Raw genomic sequence first — 20416 nt, 5'->3', positions numbered from 1 at the left:
AGTTGGATGGTGACGTCCAACTTTTATCGGCTTTTTATGTTTATTCTGAAGATGACACATCCGTGTCACGCATATGAGAAGACAGTATGTAAGACGGTCAAAGATTATACTTTAAGAACCTATGTTCGTTTTATAACACAATTCAAACAGGGCTTTCCTTACTTATTTTTCATAATGTTAGTATAATCCATGCGGAAATATAAGTCTAGTTCTTTCTGTATCGTTTTCTTATAGTAAATCTACACGGGAAAAGCAGGGCTTCCTGCATGAATTGAAATGAGGGGATGTATATTATGGAGCAATTTTCTTGGGATTCAAACATGAAAGTCAGATTAGTCGGAGAGGGTCTGTTCAATTTATTATTTTGGATGTATTTCCCCTTTATCACCGTTTATTTCGGTCAAACGTTAGGTTTGCAGAAAGCAGGACTTCTGATGACCCTTCCTCCTCTGCTGAGTATCCTCGGCAGTTTAGTCGGCGGGAACCTTGCGGACACTTGGGGAAGACGTCCCGTAATGCTCGTTGGGACGTTCCTCCAAATGAGTATGTTCGTGCTGTTTGCAGCCTCCACCTCCTATTGGATCGACTATATCGCTTTTATCGGTATTGGAATCGGAGCTGCATTTTATCGTCCGGCTAGTTCTGCCATGATAGCGGACATTGTTCCCGAGCGTGCACTGCGTTCGGTATTTGCGACGTTTTCGACTGTGAACAATATCGGAGCAGTTCTTGGTCCGGTGATTGGAGCTGTTTTCTTTTTTCAATATCGCCAAACCTTACTATGGACTTGCGCCGGTATTCTTTTGCTGTACTTATTGGCTCTGTATTTCATGATGTATGAAACGGTTCCTCTTGAAAAAAAGCAAGAGGATGTGACATCATCCCTCAAACATTCCTTTCAAAAAAGATGGAACGGGTATCGAATCATTTTTCAGGACCGGGTTTTTATGTTGTATGTGCTTGCAGGAATTTTTTCCTTGTTTCCGATCATGCAACTTGATCTTTATTTGCCGGTTTATTTGATTGAGCAGATACCCGCGCAGTCTCTTCTATCTTGGACGCAAGACCCGATTCGTCTGACGAGCCAGTCACTGTTTGGATGGTTGGTCGGGTTTAACGGTCTTTTGTTTGTGCTCTTGATTCTTCCGGTGACCAATGCGCTAAAGCATTGGTCAGAAAAACGTCTGTTTATTGTATCTACCTTGTTTGCAGGGGTCGGAACGTTTTTAGTTGGTATGAGCAGTAATATCTTGTATTTATTTTTCTGTACCGTCCTCTTTACGCTGGGTGAGATTATTCGGACCCCCGTCACACAGAGTTTCGTGAGCCATTATGCTCCTAAACAAGCGAGAGGACAGTTCTTAGCAGCCGACAGTCTGCAGAATACACTTGGGAAAACACTTGCTCCGTTGACGGTCTATTTGTCAGGAATTCTGTCGCCGATCAGTATTTTTGGCGTCATCCTGTTCTTTTCCTTCACCGGTGTCGGATTATACCTTTGGTTATTCCGTCTGTACGAGACTCTTCGTCGACCGAAGCTAGAGGACAACTCCCAAACATCATGATTATTGAGAAGTTTTCTCTGACAATCGGTAAAAATGTCGGCAAAAAACTCACATATCTATAAATACGTGAGTTTTTTCTCTCTAATTTCTGAATGTCATGACGTTTTTTCTTCAGCCGTCAGATCAGCCGGCTGTTGTTCCCGCCAGACGAAGGTCAGGGCGATGCCGATGGCAAGCATGACCGTTGCGAAATAAAACGGATAGTTGAGATCGACGTCAAACAGAATCCCGCCGATGATCGGTCCAAGAATATTCCCGATACTCGTAAACATCGAGTTCATCCCGCCGACGAAACCTTGTTCGTTACCGGCGATTTTCGATAAATACGTCGTAACAGCAGGGCGCATCAAGTCGAAACCGACGAAGACGACCATCGTCACGAGAATAATCGCAAGGTAACTTGTCACATAGGTCATGACAAGGACGAGCAGGGTTGAACCGATCAGGCTGTACCGGATGAGACGAATCTCACCGAACCAGCGCGTCAGCCGTTCAAACAAGCCGACCTGGACGATGACACCGACGATTGCCCCAAGTGAAATCGCGAGCGCGATATCTTTCGCCGTGAATCCGAACTTCCGGTCGACGAACAGCGCGAACAGTGACTCAAACGACGCGAGTCCGAATGAAGAAATCAGCAGCACCATAAAAGCGATGAAGTAGAGCGGTGAAAAGACTTTCCGGAAACCGGTTTTTTGCTGGGGAATCGTTGACTGTTCATAATGTCGTTCCGGTTCGCGTAACGTAAAGACGGACAAGATCATCGCGGTCAAACCAAATGCGGCGGCAAAGAAAAACGGCACCCGCGTTCCGATGTCGGCCAGGAAACCGCCGATGCCCGGTCCGATGATGAAACCGGTCGAAATCGCCGCCGACATATAGCCGAGGGCTTTCGGACGGGTTTCGTTTGTCGTAATATCAGCGATGAACGCCGTGACGGCCGGCATGATAAAGGCGGCACTGACACCACCCAAAATCCGCGACGCAAACAATACTTCGACGGATTGTCCGAGACCAAACAGCAGTTCCGACATGCTGAAGATGAACAGACCGATGATGATCATCGGTTTGCGGCCGTACTTGTCGACGGCCCGGCCGGCGAGCGGAGATAATACAAGCTGGGCAAAGGCGAATGCCGAGACCATGTAACCGACGGTCGAACCGGAAATGTTCAGCTCGTTCATAATCGTCGGCGTGACGGGAATGACAAGACCAATCCCTAGAAAGGCGATAAACAGGTTAAGCAACAGGGTGCCTAAGATCAATTTGTTGTTTTGCATGGTGAATTCCTCTGTTTCTGTAGTTTAAATCATCAGCGGACAAGTCCCCGCCAAAAAATCGGCCAAACGGCGGTGAAACGCCGTTCAAATGCGGCGACGCCATTGAACACGAACTCGGTCATCGTCCCTTCCGTCACCGTCAAATAGGCGAGGGCGGCACTGGCGTAATCGTCCGAATATAAAATCTGTTCCGTCCGATTGCGTTCCCGTAACAAACGGGTCAAATGGCGTTGCATCGTATCAAAAAACGGATTAATCAAATCCGTCACTTCCCGTTCGAGTTTGACGGGTGGAAAATAGGCAATCCGTAAAATGAACTTCAATTGATCATTTTGGGTGCTCTCCTCGAGAAACCAGTCAAAAAACCCTTTCAGACTCTGTTCGAGTGACAGATGACGGGTCGAGATAAAGTACGTGGCGAGACGTGTTTTTTGTGTGTCGAGGGCGTAACGCATCGCCGTCAAAAATAAATCGTCTTTTCCGCGGTAATGCGCGTAAATCGATGGTTTTTTGATGCCGACGTCCTGCGCAATCTCCTGTAAGGACGCTCCTTCGTAACCGTGCTGGGCAAAATGCCGCAGGGCCGTCTGTAGTAATAATGAAGCTTTCATTTCGTCACCTTCCTAACGGTCGTTAGTTAATAGCCTAACAGATTTAAAATGATTGTCAAACAAAAAAGCCGAAGGTCGCTGGGACCTTCGGCTGCATGCATTCACTTATTTGTTGGCGATACGACCGCGTGATGCAACACGTGAACCTGTGATGCCGGCGATTGATGTCACGATCATCGTTAAGATGAGAGCGACGAAGCCCCAGATTGAAACTTTAGATGCTGTTTGTGTCGCTTGTTCTGTTTGAACACGGACATCTTCAACTGTTTTCTTGAGATCAGCTGATGTTTCATCGAGTGTTTGTTTTGCGTTTTCGATCTGTTTGCTTGTTTCGCTTGTTGCCTGGTTTAAACCGTCAACGATATTTTTCGTTGCTTTATCTGCTTCTGCTTGTGAAAGATCTGTGTTTTGAGCAACAGCTTCAGCGATTTTATCTTCATCGACCGAGTTTTGGATTTTTTCTGAACGTGCTGTCAATTTATCACCAAGATCGCTGACGATTTTATCGAAATCTTCCGGCTTTGTTAAGACATCTTTACCGGCTGCTGTTGCGTCATCTTTGACGGCATCGAGCTGACCTTGCAAGTAGTTCGGTTGTAATTCCCGGATGTCTGTATCTTTCAGAATTTCATCGACATTTCCTTCAAGTTCTTTTGTATCGACTTTTGAGACGTTATCCGTTACCGAGCTGAATCCTTGTGAGACAGCGTCTGATGTTGTGCTGGCGATTGCGCCGACACCTTGACCTGCCGCACCACCGACTGTACCAAGTACTGAACCGACTGTTTGGAACGTGTTGATTGTCGTGAATGTCAACAATGCGAACAAGAGGATGACACTTGTCGACCATGTGAGGAAACCGTGAACGAGTCCGGCACGTGATGATGTCACACCGGAAACGAAACCAGCGACGAACAATGAGATTAATAACGACAGGATTGCCCAGATGGCTAATCCGATGCCGACACCGTCAAACGGTTTGTCGGACGTGACGTCCGTAACACCAAAGCCGATGGCCGAACCGATTAAGCTGAATGTAATTAAAAGTGCAAAAAATGATACGACCCCCGCGATGATTGAACTCCACGAGATGTTTCGACCTGCTCCGTCTGCCTCCGGTCGCAAGTACGACGAGAAGCCTTTTCTTGTTTTTTCCATAATAATTCACTACCTCTCCACTTACAATTTTAGAACATCATTTGATTTCAAGAAACTTTGATTTGAACTGCTTTAAATTGAGATTTTGATGTGCATAGCTCTTATATTGCCGATAAAACTACCGAAGAAACCTAGTATCAAAAGTACTCCTTTTAGAAACTTTAATCGGATTATTCTGGCTATTATGCAAGGTTAAATGTACAACAGTTGATATTCGCAAACGTGTCCGATAGTATATTAAGCATAACGTGTTACTGTACAGTTTGTAATTATGGAATCATTTTAGCGATTCAAACTATTTTACTGGAGGTGACCCCCTGTCTCAGGGGAATGGATTGGACATATTGTTGGTATTGAATTTAGCGTTACTGGTATTGTTGATCGTCTTGACGGCATTTTTCGTCGGATCGGAATTTGCCGTCGTCAAAGTCCGGATGTCGCGGCTCGATCAAATGATTCAGGAAGGAAACAAAGGCGCCGTCCTCGCGAAGAAGGTCGCAAGCGACTTGGACTACTATCTGTCTGCCTGTCAGCTCGGGATTACGATCACAGCGCTTGGACTCGGGGCACTTGGGAAACCGACCGTCGAGAAACTGCTTGGACCTGTCTTTGACGAATTCGGCGTCGCTGCAGCCCTGTCGACGATTCTTTCCTATACAATCGCTTTCGTATCGGTGACGTTTTTGCACGTCGTCATCGGAGAACTTGCGCCGAAGACGCTTGCGATCCAGTACGCGGAACGGATGACATTACTCCTTGCACCGGCGTTATATGTCTTCGGTAAAATCATGTATCCGTTTATTTGGATCATGAACGGTTCAGCCCGTGTTTTCCTGCGTCTGTTCGGTGTTCAGCCGGCCGGACATGAGCAGGCCCATTCGGAAGAAGAGTTGAAGATCATCATGTCACAGAGTTTTAAAAGCGGAGAAATCAATCAGACGGAGCTCGCTCTGATGCAAAATGTCTTTGCGTTTGACGAACGGGTGACGAAAGATATCATGGTGCCGCGGATGAACGTGACGACGCTCTCACTCAGCATGACGTGGACGGAAGTCCTGCAGGTCATGACCGACAATCAGTACACGCGTTATCCGGTCATTGAAGATTTCGATAAAGACAAAATCATCGGCTACGTCAACGTCAAGGAAGTCCTGACGGATCAGGCAAACGATCAACAGCGGGATTTACGAAAGTATCTGAAAGACATTCCGGCTGTATCGGAAATCACACCGCTCCAGGAAACGTTGTTGAAGATGAAGATGACGCGTTCCCACATTGCGCTCGTCATTGACGAGTACGGCGGGACGGCAGGAATGATTGCGATGGAGGATTTGCTCGAAGAAATCGTCGGTGAGATCCGTGATGAGTTCGATGAAGATGAACAGGCTGATATCGAAACGATTTCAAAGACGGAATACCAACTGTCGGGAACAGTTCTCCTCGCAGATTTAGTTGAGCGCTTTAACCTGACGTTTCCTGATGCGGACGAAATCGATACGATTGCCGGGTTCATCCAGGCAAAAGGAACGGACTATCAGGTCGGGGAACGGCACGAGATGGAGACCTATGATTTGGAACTGCTGCACGTCGAAAACTATCAAATCCAGCAGGTGAAACTGGTTTTAAAACAATTAACTTAACCACAACAGCAAGCGCTCTGTAACACGGGGAGTGCTTGTTTTTTTCTGTTTCAAAATATATTTTGAAAGCGCTTCATAAAATGATTGAGCTGCACGTTTTCCATCGTATTCTAGTAATGAAAAGAATAAACCATTCAGGATTGTTACTGCGAAAGCAGGCAAAACCTAAATTGATATCTGTTGCGTGTTGCGGCGATGGATATGAATTTAGGTTTTTTCTTTTCAATACGATGCTTAAGGGTGGAGGTGAGGGATTCCGTGCAAATCGTGAAAGTGTTTAATAACAATGTCGTGGCGATTGAATCGAACGGACAGGAACACGTCGTCATGGGGCGGGGAATCGCGTTTCAAAAACGGATGGGCGATGTGATTGACGAATCACGGATCGAGAAAGTCTTTACGCTCGAGAGTAAAGAGAGCCGGGAACGGTTCATCGATTTTTTAAACGAGATGCCGCCAGCTGAAATCGAGACGGTTAAGGAAATCGTCAAGATGGCTGAAGCCAGACTCAACAAATCGCTCCATGACACAGTGTACGTGACACTGGCCGATCACATTCATTATGCGCTGTCACGGTATGCAGATGGTATCCTGATTCGGAATCCGCTCGTCTGGGAAGTCAAACGGTTTTATGCGCCGGAATTCGCGGCCGGTAAAGAAGCGGTCCGGCTGATTAATGAACGGCATAATGTCCGTCTCGAGGAGGAAGAAGCCGTTTCGATTGCCCTGCACCTGGTCAATGCCTCGATGTCCGGCGTCAAAGGTGAAAGTCTCCACATCGTCACCGAAATGACGAAGGCGACGCAGGCGATCATGACGATCATCACCTATCATTTTCAGGTCGAACTGGATGAAGAGTCCCACGCGTACGCCCGTTTTTTAACGCATCTCAAGTTTTTTGTCCAGCGGATTGTCTCTAAATCGATGCTGAAGGCAGGGGGAGACGAAGAATTGTATGAAATGGTCAAATCACGTTATCCGCTCGCTTTTGAATGTGTCGAAAAGATTGCCAGTTTGATTACCGGAAAGTATGACTATGCCGTCTCAAAGGATGAGCGGCTTTACTTGATGATTCATATCGAGAATCTCATGAAACAGAATCGTGCGTAAGGATGGTTACCGCATCGACGGGCCAAACCTAAAGGATTACAGGTGTTTTTCACTTGTCGTCGTTTAGGTTTTTTTATTCCAAAAAATCATGAATGGAGTGAGTCAGGTGGGCAAATATCAAACGCTGGCGCAAGATATCGTCCGATTGGTCGGGGGCGAAGACAACGTCAAAACGGTTTTTCACTGTGCGACACGGTTACGTTTCAAACTAAAGGATGAACAAAAAGCGGATGCCGAAGCGTTAAAACAGGTCGACGGTATCATTACCGTCGTCAAGAGCGGCGGACAGTTCCAGGTCGTCATCGGCAACCATGTCGGCGATGTTTACAACGAACTGAATGGAATCGGTCAGGAAACGTCGGAAGAAACGGAAAAGACCAGTTTATTCAACCGCTTCATCGATACGATTGCCGGTATCTTCACACCAATCCTCGGACCGATGGCAGGAAGCGGACTGTTAAAAGGGTTGCTCGCGATTCTTGTTGCGACTGGCTTATTGACACCGACGATGGGTACGTACATCGTCCTGAACGCGACGGCGGACGCCCTATTTTACTTCCTCCCGGTCGTCCTCGGACATTCGGCAGCAAAAAAATTCGGCGGCAATCCGTATATCGGGATGATTATCGGGGGCGCGCTCGTCTATCCGTCGATCGTCGCCCTGCAAGCTTCCGGTGAGAGTCTGACCTTCCTGACGATTCCGGTCGTTCTGATGAGTTATGCTTCATCCGTCATCCCGATTATCTTGGCGACGCTTGTCTCATCAAAACTTGAAAAATTCTTTAACCGTCACTCGCATGAAGCGGTCAAAAACTTTACGACACCGATGCTCGTCCTGATGATCGTCGTTCCGGTAACGTTCCTTGCGATCGGACCACTTGCAACATACGCGAGCCAAGGGCTTGCAGCCGGTTACTCGTTCCTCTACAACTTGAGTCCGGTCATCGCGATTGCCTTCATCGGCGCCTTTTGGCAAATCTTCGTCATGTTTGGTCTCCACTGGGGACTGGTCCCGATCATCATCAATAACCTGGCCGTCAACGGTTTTGACACGATTACAGTCGGTGTCCTGATGGCGACATTTGGTCAGGTCGGTGCCGTCTTCGCGATCACGATGCGGGCAAAAGATCCGAAAATCAAAGGACTCGGAACGTCTTCGACGATTGCCGGCATCTTCGGCATCACGGAACCGGCAATGTACGGTTTGACGTTGCCGCGGAAAAAACCATTCATTTTCGGTGTTGTCGGTGGAGCGGCCGGCGGTTTGGTCGGCGGCGGGCTCGGAACAGCTTCCTACGCGATGGGCGGACTCGGGATTTTCGGTATTCCGGTCATGATTCCGCAGGACGGTCTCAACTTGACGTTCTGGGGTGCACTGATTGGTCTTGCTGTCGCGACACTCGTGTCGTTCGGACTGACATACTTCTTTGCCCGCGACAACGAACAGGTGACGCAAGAAATACCGACGATCAGCGAACAGGTTGGCTTACCGGTCCTCGCACCGGTCAAAGGTGAAATCATTTCACTTGAACAAGTCGATGATGCCGTCTTTTCAAGCGGCGCAATGGGAAAAGGATTAGCGATCATTCCGGATGAAGGTGTCGTCTATGCCCCGTTTGACGGGGAAGTCGTCACGGTCTATCCATCGAAACATGCGATCGGTTTACGGTCGGACACCGGCGTTGAAATTTTGATTCACATCGGTCTCGACACCGTCCAGCTGAACGGTCAACACTTTGAGTCGTTCGTCGAGAATGGTCAATCCATCCGTGTCGGTGATCCGTTGATCCGCTTCGATATCGAGCGGATCAAACAAGCCGGATATGACGTCATCACACCAATCATCGTGACGAATACAGCGAGTTATCTCGACGTCTTACCGACGTATCAAGGAACGGTCGAACCGTCACGCGATGTCTTACGCATCTTAGTCTAAAACCAATCAGAGGAGGAATTATTCATGAAACAGATCAAATCCGATTTTCTATGGGGCGGCGCAACGGCTGCCAATCAACTCGAAGGGGCGTACGCAACAGACGGCAAAGGATTGTCGATTGCTGACGTTATGCCGGGTGGCAAACACCGGATGCAGGTCATCCATGATCTGCAGTTCGATTTCGAGTTAAAAGAAGAGTATACGTATCCGAATCATGACGGCATTGATTTTTACAGTCACTATAAAGAAGACATTGCCCTGTTTGCCGAAATGGGCTTCAAAACGTACCGGATGTCGATCGCCTGGAGCCGGATCTTCCCGAACGGGGACGAAACGGAACCAAATGAAGCGGGTCTGCAGTTTTATGACAACGTCTTTGATGAATTGCTGAAACACGGCATTGAGCCGCTCGTCACGATTTCGCATTACGAACTGCCGCTCCATTTGGCAAAAGAATACGGCGGCTGGCGCGACCGCCGGCTCGTGACGTTCTTTGAACGCTACAGCCGGGTGCTGTTCGAGCGTTATCAAGGAAAGGTCAAATACTGGCTGACATTTAACGAAATCAATGGTGCCCAGTTCATGCCGATGCTCAGTCTCGGGATGACGGTCCGCGAAGACGAAAACATGTTGCAGTCGACCTATCAAGGCCTGCATCACCAGTTCGTCGCGAGCAGTCTGGCGACGAAGGCCGCCCGGGAAATTGATCCGACGATGCAAATCGGCTGCATGCTGATTGCCGCTCCGGTTTATCCGTTCAGCTCAAACCCGGTCGACGTCCAGTTCGCCCTGGAAGAAGAACGGATGATGAACTATTTCTGCGGGGATGTTCACGTCCGCGGCGCCTATCCGGCGTTTGCCGACCGTTTCTTCACTGAAAACAATATCGAACTCGTTCTCGAAGACGGCGATCTTGAATTGTTGCGTGACTACACCGTCGATTTCTTCTCGCTCAGTTATTACATGTCGCGGACGGAAAAAGCGGAGAAAGACGGAAACGATGCCGGCGGAAACATCATGAGCGGCGTCAAGAATCCATATTTAAAAGCGAGTGACTGGGGTTGGGAAATCGATCCGGACGGGTTACGGATCATCTTGAATAAATTATATGACCGGTATCAGATTCCATTGTTCATCGTCGAAAACGGACTCGGTGCCTACGATGAAGTCGAAGCGGACGGTGCGATTCATGACTCGTACCGGATCGCGTATCTCGAAGGTCACTTGAAAGCGATGATGGAAGCGATCGAGGACGGTGTCGAGATGATGGGGTATACAAGCTGGGGCTGCATCGATCTCGTCAGTGCGTCGACTGGTGAATACAGCAAACGCTACGGATTCATCTATGTCGACAAACATGATGACGGGTCGGGAACACTGGCGCGGTCGCGGAAAGATTCATTCTACTGGTACAAAGAAGTCATCGCTTCAAACGGTGCGGTACTGACGCAGACATCAGTTTCAAAATAAGCAAAGACCGGCGTCGCAGAAGCGACGCCGGTCTTTTTTAATCAATTATTCTGCCCACCATAAGGCATCATCCGGTTTTTTAGCAACGGCTTGCAGTTCTTTTTCCGTCGAGACGGTCGGGTGGGAACCTTTTAAGGCTTTACCCGATGTGCTCTTGAAGAAGAAGAAGAACGTGATGAAGCCGATCACGCTGACGGCTGTCAGGTAATACGCCGGAGCGAGTGGATTTTGTGTCGCATGGACGAGCCAAGTCGAGACAAGTGGTGTCGTTCCGCCGAAAATCGAAACGGAAACGTTAAACGTGACAGACAATGTTCGGTAACGGACGTCTGTATAAAAGATACTCGGCAACAGACTTGGCATCGTTCCTTCGAAGATGGCGAGGAAGAATCCAAGAATGAAGATTCCGATTCCGACGAACAGGAGTGGCTTCAGACCAATCAGGTAGAACGAGAGAATCGACAGAATCGACAGACCGGCCAATGCAAACAGGACGATGTTCCGATTGCCTTTTTTGTCGCTGAGTTTACCGAAAAAGTAGGCGAGTGGAATCATGATGAACATGACACCGGTAATCAAAATCGTACTCGTTGAGCTTGAGATGCCCATGACTTCATTCAGGTAAGAAGGCATATACGACAGTAACATGTAGTTCGTAATGTTGAAGAATGCAACGGCGATGAAACAAACGATGATATCGCGTTTGTGGTCCCGGAGAATTTCGCGGAACGACGCCGGTTCTTCCGTATTTTCATTGATTTCATTTTCGAAAATTGGTGATTCATCGAGGTGGCGACGCAAGTACAGACCAAACAGTCCGAGCGGTGCCCCTAAGATAAACGGAATCCGCCAGCCCCACGATGCCATTTGATCGTCGGATAACGTGACGAACAGCACAGTCGCAAGAATCGAAGCTAAAATGTAACCACCGAGTGTCCCGATTTCAAGACCACTTCCAAGGGCGCTTCGTTTATTGTCCGGTGATGATTCCGCGATATAAACCATCGCGCCGGCATATTCACCGCCGGTTGAGAAACCTTGTAGAATCCGAGCCAGTAACAGTAGAATCGGTGCCCAAATCCCGATTTGATCATACGTCGGTAACAGACCGATGAGCAGGGTGGACGCTGCCATCATGACGATGGTTGTCGTCAGGACAACCTTTCGTCCAAGGCGATCTCCGATTCGTCCGAAAACGATTCCGCCGATTGGTCGCATTAAAAAAGCGATCGCAAACGTCGCAAAGGTAAAGACAAGCTTCAGTTCATCATTTTCAACAGCACTAAAGAAGTTTTGACTGATGATGATTGCGAGATAGGAATAAAGACCAAAATCGAACCATTCCATCGCATTCCCAATTCCGGTCGCGTAGACACTTTTTTTGGTTTGCTTCATGTCGACGACATTGACTTTTTCTTTTCTGAATTTCATGAGTTCTGTTCACTCCCTTTAATAAGTTCGTATCGTAACATAGTAGGAAATGAAGTCAAGTCGCTAAGCCGCTTAACGACTTGGAAATGACTAAAAACGGCTCTGTGCCGGGAGTTGTCAAACCGTTGAGACTGTAAGGAAGACGTCTTGTCGTCAAGATAAATGAAAAAATATTAATTTTTTTCATTTCTTTTTACAAAAATGACACGTTTCTTATTCGTTTTCATTTTGTTTGTCCGTCAAGAATCCGCCCTAAGCAGGAGGTCAAGTTAAGGAAATGATTGGTAAAATCAAATGGATACATAGATGAATGAAGAGGGCGGGATAACATGAATACTCGACGCATGGGAAAGTGGCTGGCAGGTTTATTAGGTGTAGCGATCATCAGCGGAACGGCTTGTTATTATCTGTTTGAAACGTCAAACGTAAATGGTTTTCCGATTCCACGAACGGGGACGGTCGAGGAAAAGCCGGAGGGTTTATTAGTCAAGACGCATCTTGTGTCGGAATTAGAAGGTCCCGGCGTATTATACGAAATGCGGATCCGGCAAGCCGGCTGGAAATGGATCGACCGGGAAGGACTGGCTGCCTGGTACGAAAAAGACGGCCGGATGATTGAGCTGACGACTTTTGATGATGAACTGTTTCTTGAACCGGCTGTGCGAGCGGGTATCGAACAGTAAACAAGCGGAGTTCCTATTCACAGGAACTCCGCTTGTTTGTGTCCTCAATTCGCATAGAGCAGCTTTTTCGTATCTTTGTCGAAGACCCGGTAATTGATTTCGAAAGCCTGATTCCGGGTCGTTGTTACCTGGCAATAATACGGAACCTTCTTCCCGTAAGCCTCGAGGTCAGGTGCGTCACGGAAAGAAAACGTATCGTTGGTCTCCGTTAACGTGATGTCGATCGATGTTCCTTTTGACTCCGACGGTTCTAGAACACAGGCACCTTCTAATACACGGTAATCCCGAAACACCATCTCGGTGAAACTCGGCATTGTCATCCAAAGACACAGCAATCCGAGTAACAGGACACCTGTCCATTTGAGCTTCTTTAAGAAAGCATACTGCTTATTGTCGAAGTGAAGTACAAGAAAGTAACAGGCCGGTAAGACAAACGCGATACCCAATAAAAAAATGAAAAAATAAGTGATGATTTCAGCATTCATCTGGACACGTCCTTTTCAAGAAACAAGTTCGTCAATCCGAATTTCCTGTAAGTATTAACTCCTCGGACCAAATAAGATGACAGCTACCCCGATCAGACAAATCCCGCCACCAAGCCAGTCGTAAAAATCGGGTGTTTTTTATCGATGCCGGCACTCCAAAGCAGCGAAAGGACAATAAATACTCCGCCATATGCGGCATAGACCCGGCCGAAAGTCGGGAACGTCTGCCAGATTGCGATGACCCCGTACAATGCAAGCGAAAGTCCGCCGAGCAATCCGAAATAAGCAGGCAGTCCCTCCCGCAACCACAGCCAAATTAGATAACCACCGCCAATTTCAGCAAGTCCGGCCAGTGTAAAAAATAGTAATGACATAATCTAAACGGTACTCCTTTTTAAACGGATCCATTATTCAGACGAATAGAGTAACCGGTTTGTCTTAACATCATAGAGCCGGTAAGAGATCTCAAATTCATGATCTTTTGTGGTTGTCACGTGACACGTATACGGGACGTCCGGTCCGTACGCACCGAGGTCGGCCCGATCCAAGAAACTGAAATAGTCGCCTGTTTTATCGTAATAAAGGTCAAGCGTCCGCGGTGAGGATTGATCATCGTATTCCACCGTACATGTTCCTTTGATTGTCGCATAGTCATGATAGAAGACGTATTTCAGACTCGGAGCCGTATACCAGATGAGTCCGACGCCGAGTAAACACATGAAAACGAGTCGGCCAAACGTAGAAAATTCGATTCCGGTATCCTCGCGGAGCCAGAAGTATAACAAGATGCTCAAGATTATACAGACGATCCCGCCTGCGAAAAGTGCGTAAAAAAACAATATTTCTTCATTCATGCGACCATCCCCCTCATAAATACAAGCCGTTCGCCTGAACGACGAATTGCGAGTGTTCATAATGATAGGTGATGACGGAATAGTCGAACGGTCGGCCGTTCGTCAGGTGGAAGATTGTCTCGACCGTCAATGCCGGATCACCGGCTGTCAGCTCCAAGTGGGTTGCGATTGCGTCCGGCAACTTACCGACATGCATATACATGTCCGAGAACCCGATGTTCAGTCCGAGGGCCGTCTCGAGGTACTCAAAGATCGATTGTTCGACGATTTCCCGGTTTAAGTAAGGCACGATGGTTTGACGGTAATAGGACTCCTCAAGACACATGATCTGCCCGTCGATGTAGCGGATCCGTTTAATGAAATAAACCATGTCACCGGTCGTACAGCCGAGGTTTTCAGCAACCGCTTCCGGACACGGGATTAACTCAAACGACAGGACGTTTGACCGGATGTCATGTTCGACGAGATTCTGCTTAAAACCTTGCGTCGAAAACAGCTCGATATAGCCTTTCCGATTGGTCTTGCGGACAAAAATCCCGCTGCCGCGGACTTGAAAGATGATGCCTTTTCGCTCCAATAATTCCAGTGCTTTCGTCATCGTCGTCTTGCTGACCGCGAATTGACGAATCAAGTGATCGAGAACCGGTAATTTATCTCCTTGCTGTAATGCATGTTGCTCGATGTAGGCTTCGATTTCCGTTGCCGTCTGTTGGTATTTCAGCATGGTTCACCCTCATTTTCCAGTAATTGTTCTGCTTTTTTACTATAGCATAAGACGATTTCGAACTAAATAATACGAATAATTAAATTGAATATGTATTGATAAATTGTACATGTACAATTATAATAAGAACGTACGATACGGATTTACACCATAAGGAGGTTCAGGGATGAGTAAAGTGCGGGATTATCAGCAGCTGGCGCATTCGATTTTGGAGGCGGTCGGCGGCGAGGACAATATCATCAGTGTTGCGCGGTGTGCGACCCGGCTGCGTTTAGTGTTGAAACGGTCGGATGCGAAAGCGAAAGATCAAGTCGCTGCCTTACCGGGCGTCATCACGGTTGTCGAATCAGGCGGTCAGTTCCAGGTCGTCATCGGGCAGCATGTCGGGGAAGTCTATGAAGCGTTTCGACCACTTGTTTCATTAGAGGACGGGAATTCGGATCAGGGGACCGAAGCACCGAAAGGAACGATCTTGAACCGGATCATTGCAACGATGTCCGCGGTCTTTGCACCGTTCGTCTATATCTTGGCGGCAGCCGGTATCCTGCAAGGGGCACTCATCTTAATTTCACTTGTGTTTAAAGACTTTGCCGCGACGGGAACATATGAAGTGTTCAGCTTTATCTCATGGGCACCGTTTACGTTCCTGCCAATTTTCATTGCGATCACGGCAGCGAATCATTTTAAAGTCAATCAGTTCATCGCAGTCGCCTGTAGTGCGGCACTCGTCAGCCCGACGTGGGCCGAGATGGCAGGGCGGATCACGTCGGGTGAGTCGATTTCATTCATCGGTATCGCTTTATCAGGTACGACGTATACGTCATCGGTCTTACCGCCGTTGTTCCTTGTCTGGTTACTGTCCTATCTCGAACGGTTCCTGAACCGGACGATCAATGATGTCATCAAGCCGTTGTTCGTCCCGTTTTTCTGTATGGTCATCATGGTCCCGCTGACGATTCTCGTCATCGGTCCGATCACGACCCTCGGAGCGGAAGGAATTGCAAACGGATACAATTATTTAGCGGAAAATGCACCGGCGTTGGCCGGATTGATTATCGGCGGTTTTTGGCAAATCATCGTCATCTTCGGTGTTCACTGGGGCGTCACACCGATGGTCCTGGCGAACTTCGAACAATATGGTCGGGATTCGTTCCAGGCGTATCAGACGATTGCCGTCATCGCCCAGGTCGGTGCCGTCATCGGTGTCATCTCAAAAACACGCAACAAGGAAACGAAAAAGGTTGGTGTCTCAGCCGGTCTGACCGGGATTTTCGGGATTACGGAACCGGCGATCTACGGGGTGACGTTACGCTTTAAGAAACCGTTCATCTACGGCTGTATCTCGGGCGCGGTTGGAGCGGTCGTCGCGAGTTTCTTCAAACCGTATTACTTCGCTTATGCCGGTCTGCCGGGACCATTGACGCTCGTCAACGGTATTAATTCCGATTATCCGTCGTCGATCGTCGGATTGCTGATCGGAACGGCGATTGCCTTGATTTTACCAATCGTTCTGATTCAAATCCTTGGTTTTGGTGAAGAAAAAGTTGTCCCGGTGACGACGACGCCGACAACACCGGTTCCGGCACAAGAAGTCAGTGCAACGTTGACGAATGAAGAAACGATTCAAGCACCGATCGCGGGACAAGTCGTGCCACTGTCGGACGTACCGGATGAGGTTTTTGCATCGGGAGCGATGGGGCAAGGTGTGGCGATTCGTCCAACCGGAAACACGGTCGTCGCACCGTTCACCGGTACGGTCGTTATGATTGCGCCGACAAAACACGCGATCGGACTCCGGTCGACGAGTGGCGTTGAAGTGTTGATTCACGTCGGTCTCGAAACCGTCGGCTTGGACGGAGAGCCGTTTACGCTGCACGTTGAAGACGGAACGCATGTCGAAGCGGGGCAAACACTGTTGACGTTCGACGCCGCAATGATTGAGCAGCACGGTTTACAGACGATTACACCGGTCATCGTCACGAACGCGTCGAGTTACGCGGAAGTGTTGACGACAAACACTGGAACGGTCGAAGCCGATACAGAACTGTTAACGATCGTGAAATAAGAGAGAATAAAAGGAGGAAATGAAGATGAAGACATTACCAAACGATTTTTTATGGGGCGGGGCACTTGCTGCGCATCAATTTGAAGGCGGCTGGAACGCCGGCGGTAAAGGACCAAGCGTCGTCGATGTCATGACGGCTGGTGAACACGGGGTGGCCCGCCTGATTACCGAGACGATCGAAGAAGGAACGTTTTATCCGAACCATGAAGCAATCGATTTTTATCACCGTTATAAAGAAGACATCGCGTTATTCGCCGAGATGGGATTAAAATGTCTCCGGACATCCATCGGCTGGAGCCGGATTTTCCCGAACGGGGACGAAACGGAACCAAATGAAGCCGGTCTGCAGTTTTATGATGATGTCTTTGACGAATTGCTGAAACACGGCATCGAACCAATCATCACGTTGTCACACTTCGAGATGCCGTTGCACCTGGCCCGCGCATACGGCGGGTTCCGCAACCGGAAAGTGGCCGAGTTCTTCGAACGGTTCGCCGAAGTTTGCTTCACACGCTACAAAGACAAAGTCACGTACTGGATGACGTTTAACGAAATCAACAACAAGATGGATGTCGAAAACCCGTTGTTCCTCTGGACGAATTCCGGTGTCAAAGTCGAGCCGGGTGAAAACGCGATGGAAGTCATGTATCAGACCGGTCACCACGAGCTGATCGCGAGTGCTCTTGCTGTCGCAAAAGGAAAAGCGATCAATCCCGACTTCCAGATTGGGGCGATGATTTCCCACGTGCCAATCTATCCATACTCGTCACATCCGGAAGACGTCATGCTGGCGGAAAAATCGATGCGTCAACGGTACTTCTTCCCGGACGTTCAGGCGCGCGGGTATTATCCGAACTATGCCTTAAAAGAGTTTGAACGCGAAGGGTATCAGATTCCGATTCTCGACGGCGACGACGAAATCTTGAAAAACGGAACCGTTGACTACATCGGCTTCAGTTACTACATGTCGACGACCGTCAAACACGACGCGACTGTCAACAATACAGGCAACATCGTCAACGGCGGCCTTGCGAACGGTGTCGAGAATCCGTACATCCAGTCGAGTGACTGGGGCTGGGCGATTGATCCGGTCGGTCTCCGGTATGTCTTAAACCGGCTCTATGACCGCTATCAGCTCCCGCTCTTCATTGTCGAAAACGGCTTTGGGGCCGTCGATACGATTGAAGACGGCAAGATTCATGACGCAGCGCGGATTGATTATCTGAAGACGCACATCGAGGCGTTGACGGAAGCGGTCACGGAAGACGGCGTTGAATTGATGGGCTACACACCATGGGGCATCATCGATATCGTGTCGTTTACGACAGGCGAGATGAAAAAACGTTACGGGATGATTTACGTCGACCGCGATAACGAGGGCAACGGATCGATGGAACGGATGAAAAAAGATTCGTTCGACTGGTACAAACAAGTCATCGCGACAAACGGTCAAAATTTATCTTATAACAAAGCCGTGCAACGTTAAGCCGGCCGACCTCCACCTGAACACGGGTGGAGGTTGTTTGTTATATCCAAAAAAGACTTGCCGGAACAAGGGAAAGACGGGATGATGAAGAAGGAATCATCCATTTTTTGTATGGATTAATTGAAAATCATCCTAAATACAGGATGATTCAAAAAGATGACGGAGGTTATACATATGTTTACAGTTACTGAATACTTGGCTTCCATCCGAACGAATCTCGCACCACACACAGAGACGTTGGTCAATCAGTTAAAGACAGTCGCGGAATTGACTTTTGCAGCAGATGTCGAGTTGCTTGATTTTGCAGCCTTTATCGAACCGTTGAGCCATGAGGTATCGATTACGCTCTTTTCGATGGACCGAGACGCCAACGAAGTATTTGAAGAAGAGGGAACACCGGGTTTTGCCGGCAGTAGATCAGTGCTCGATGAAATTGTCTTTATGGACGTACCGGACGACCAATCTGAGGCGTTTGATGCTTTTTATGAAGAACACGAGGAAACGCTGCTTGAAGAGGAACAGCGCCTGATCGGAGAATGGTTCCGTACCTGCTTTGAGCAAGCCGGTGGCGCTGCTGTGGAGTTGCCGTGTTACTTCGGCGTTCACGATGAAGGGCAGACACTTGATTTAAAACGGAATGTCTGGATGGACGAAGAAGAAAAATGGAACTGATACCTGACTTAAAGCACGTCGAAATCGGCGTCAGTATCGCCACCGTTTGGGAATTCGAGGCGGCATTAAGTTACTTTGACGTAAAAGAAACGGAACGAACGACGTATCCGTACGGAGAATACTTTTCCCGGACGATCAAAGGGACACCGGTCATCTTTTTCAGTACCGGTGTCCGCAAAGTGAACGGGGTTGGTGCGAATCAGTATATGCTGGCGCGTTTTCCACTTCAAAAAGTGCTTGTCGTTGGGACGTGTGCCGGCATCGACGAACGGTTTGACATCCTCGATATCCTCATACCGGACCGTGCCGCTCAATATGACTGTACGGTCAAAGAGATCGAACCGTTGCTTAAACCGTCGTTCATCGTGGAAATCGATGTGCTGAAATATGGCATGAAAGGCAACGGGACGATCGGTACGGCTGACCGTGCCGTCGTCATGTGGAACGATTATCTCGAACTGCAGGCGAACGACATTATGATTGCCGATACGGAAGCAGCGGCGATTGCCTATATCTGCCGTAAAAATGACGTCGAATGCATCATCATCAAAGGCATATCAGATGTTCCGACGGACGAGACGGATCTTGATCCGCTTCAGTCGAATCAGGAACAGATCAACGTCTACATCGCCAATACACCGAAGGTTATGACGAGGATTTTTGACGACTATCTGCACATATTCATTTAAAAGGAGTGACGTTATGAAAAAACGAGTTTTTTGTTCGGTCACGATGGCGCTGATGCTTGGCGGATGTGGAACCGGACAACCGAAAGAGCCCGACTTCCCTCGGTATACGGGCGAATATTTACACATTGCCTATATCGGGAAAGCACCGGAAGTTCGGGAAGACAACGTCCGTTTAAAGGAAATTTCATTCACAGAATTAAAAAATCGTAAGCAGGTCGCTTCGACTTTCGACGCGGTCATGATCATGCCGAACAAGTTACTGGAAGCGGATCAAGGCGAGTATGCCGACACCTACCTGAAAATGCGAATTCCGACGTTTTTCATCGGATCGAATAAGGGGCATGTGCCGTTTATCGCGGACTGGATTTCGTACAAGGAAGCGGCGGGAGAGACGACCGATTATGCAGCCGGTTACTTAAACGGGAAAACGACTTTGTTTTGGACATACGGGTTATACAACGATGTTAAAACGAAGAGACATATTACCGCCATGTATTCGAATGTCTTTCAAACGGTGGAAACGGTCAAAAACAAACGACAGCAGTAACAGAAAAAAC

Annotated in this window: 18 protein-coding genes and 1 pseudogene; 11 read left to right on the top strand and 8 right to left on the bottom strand. The window is 48.3% G+C overall.

The genetic code is table 11. The features are described from left to right. Positions 1-293 precede the first annotated feature (293 nt). Complete coding sequence (locus KNP91_RS07150) at positions 294-1565, top strand: MDR family MFS transporter (RefSeq protein ID WP_214849370.1); 1272 nt, start codon at positions 294-296, stop codon at positions 1563-1565. Between the two features lie 95 nt (positions 1566-1660). On the opposite strand, the gene KNP91_RS07145 is transcribed toward KNP91_RS07150, so the two are convergent. The 3 genes from KNP91_RS07145 to KNP91_RS07135 form a co-directional block, all read right to left on the bottom strand. After that, on the bottom strand, positions 1661-2845 hold the full coding sequence (locus KNP91_RS07145; RefSeq protein WP_214764859.1) for an MFS transporter: 1185 nt from the start codon (positions 2843-2845) through the stop codon (positions 1661-1663). Positions 2846-2877: 32 nt separating this feature from the next. Next, positions 2878-3456: a TetR/AcrR family transcriptional regulator gene (locus KNP91_RS07140; protein WP_214849368.1), complete on the bottom strand. Its 579-nt coding sequence runs from the start codon at positions 3454-3456 to the stop codon at positions 2878-2880. 105 nt (positions 3457-3561) lie between these two features. Next, entirely contained in the window at positions 3562-4614 is a 1053-nt protein-coding gene (locus tag KNP91_RS07135; RefSeq protein ID WP_251135922.1) for a hypothetical protein, read from the bottom strand. A 335-nt stretch (positions 4615-4949) separates the two neighbouring features. Here KNP91_RS07135 and KNP91_RS07130 point away from each other — a divergent pair, with 335 nt between their 5' ends. The 4 genes from KNP91_RS07130 to KNP91_RS07115 all read left to right on the top strand — a co-directional run bounded on the left by KNP91_RS07130 (position 4950) and on the right by KNP91_RS07115 (position 10770). Next, on the top strand, positions 4950-6254 hold the full coding sequence (locus tag KNP91_RS07130; RefSeq protein ID WP_214849366.1) for a hemolysin family protein: 1305 nt from the start codon (positions 4950-4952) through the stop codon (positions 6252-6254). A gap of 258 nt (positions 6255-6512) precedes the next feature. Continuing rightward, complete coding sequence (gene licT, locus KNP91_RS07125; protein WP_214764857.1) at positions 6513-7364, top strand: BglG family transcription antiterminator LicT; 852 nt, start codon at positions 6513-6515, stop codon at positions 7362-7364. Positions 7365-7470: 106 nt separating this feature from the next. Further along, the gene (locus KNP91_RS07120) at positions 7471-9300 is read left to right on the top strand and encodes a beta-glucoside-specific PTS transporter subunit IIABC (protein WP_353048714.1); all 1830 of its coding nucleotides are present in this window, start codon (positions 7471-7473) and stop codon (positions 9298-9300) included. Positions 9301-9324: 24 nt separating this feature from the next. Beyond that, a complete protein-coding gene (locus KNP91_RS07115) occupies positions 9325-10770 on the top strand; it encodes a glycoside hydrolase family 1 protein (protein WP_214849362.1) in 1446 nt (481 codons plus the stop codon). 45 nt (positions 10771-10815) lie between these two features. Here KNP91_RS07115 and KNP91_RS07110 read toward each other — a convergent pair whose 3' ends face one another. Then, positions 10816-12201, bottom strand: a complete 1386-nt coding sequence (locus tag KNP91_RS07110; RefSeq protein WP_012370326.1) for an MFS transporter — start codon at positions 12199-12201, stop codon at positions 10816-10818. A 329-nt stretch (positions 12202-12530) separates the two neighbouring features. Between KNP91_RS07110 and KNP91_RS07105 the strand changes: the two genes are divergently transcribed. Beyond that, positions 12531-12884, top strand: coding sequence for a hypothetical protein (locus KNP91_RS07105; protein WP_214849360.1), 354 nt, complete (start codon positions 12531-12533; stop codon positions 12882-12884). 44 nt (positions 12885-12928) lie between these two features. Here KNP91_RS07105 and KNP91_RS07100 read toward each other — a convergent pair whose 3' ends face one another. From KNP91_RS07100 to KNP91_RS07085, 4 genes and pseudogenes are all read right to left on the bottom strand, one after another. Beyond that, positions 12929-13369 (bottom strand): hypothetical protein, encoded by a 441-nt coding sequence (locus tag KNP91_RS07100; RefSeq protein WP_214849357.1) that lies wholly within the window; start codon positions 13367-13369, stop codon positions 12929-12931. A 54-nt stretch (positions 13370-13423) separates the two neighbouring features. Next, positions 13424-13743 (bottom strand): annotated as a pseudogene (locus KNP91_RS07095) (YnfA family protein). Positions 13744-13776: 33 nt separating this feature from the next. After that, a complete protein-coding gene (locus tag KNP91_RS07090; protein WP_214849354.1) occupies positions 13777-14223 on the bottom strand; it encodes a hypothetical protein in 447 nt (148 codons plus the stop codon). Positions 14224-14236: 13 nt separating this feature from the next. Beyond that, positions 14237-14947 carry a GntR family transcriptional regulator gene (locus KNP91_RS07085; RefSeq protein WP_214849352.1) on the bottom strand — a complete coding sequence of 237 codons (711 nt, stop codon included), beginning with the start codon at positions 14945-14947 and terminating at the stop codon, positions 14237-14239. A gap of 166 nt (positions 14948-15113) precedes the next feature. Here KNP91_RS07085 and KNP91_RS07080 point away from each other — a divergent pair, with 166 nt between their 5' ends. From KNP91_RS07080 to KNP91_RS07060, 5 genes are all read left to right on the top strand, one after another. Next, the gene (locus tag KNP91_RS07080) at positions 15114-17012 is read left to right on the top strand and encodes a beta-glucoside-specific PTS transporter subunit IIABC (RefSeq protein ID WP_214849351.1); all 1899 of its coding nucleotides are present in this window, start codon (positions 15114-15116) and stop codon (positions 17010-17012) included. Positions 17013-17037: 25 nt separating this feature from the next. Next, entirely contained in the window at positions 17038-18498 is a 1461-nt protein-coding gene (bglA, locus tag KNP91_RS07075) for a 6-phospho-beta-glucosidase (RefSeq protein WP_214764849.1), read from the top strand. A gap of 174 nt (positions 18499-18672) precedes the next feature. Beyond that, positions 18673-19170, top strand: a complete 498-nt coding sequence (locus KNP91_RS07070; protein WP_131972781.1) for a hypothetical protein — start codon at positions 18673-18675, stop codon at positions 19168-19170. After that, positions 19161-19859 (top strand): 5'-methylthioadenosine/S-adenosylhomocysteine nucleosidase family protein, encoded by a 699-nt coding sequence (locus KNP91_RS07065; RefSeq protein WP_214764848.1) that lies wholly within the window; start codon positions 19161-19163, stop codon positions 19857-19859. The genes KNP91_RS07070 and KNP91_RS07065 overlap by 10 nt, the downstream gene beginning before the upstream one ends. Before the next feature lie 13 nt (positions 19860-19872). Continuing rightward, positions 19873-20406, top strand: coding sequence for a hypothetical protein (locus KNP91_RS07060; RefSeq protein WP_131972780.1), 534 nt, complete (start codon positions 19873-19875; stop codon positions 20404-20406). Positions 20407-20416 lie beyond the last annotated feature (10 nt).

The sequence above is a fragment of the Exiguobacterium sp. s138 genome, from assembly GCF_018618775.1.
Taxonomy (GTDB): domain Bacteria; phylum Bacillota; class Bacilli; order Exiguobacteriales; family Exiguobacteriaceae; genus Exiguobacterium_A; species Exiguobacterium_A artemiae.
This window is presented reverse-complemented; position numbering and strand designations above follow the sequence as displayed.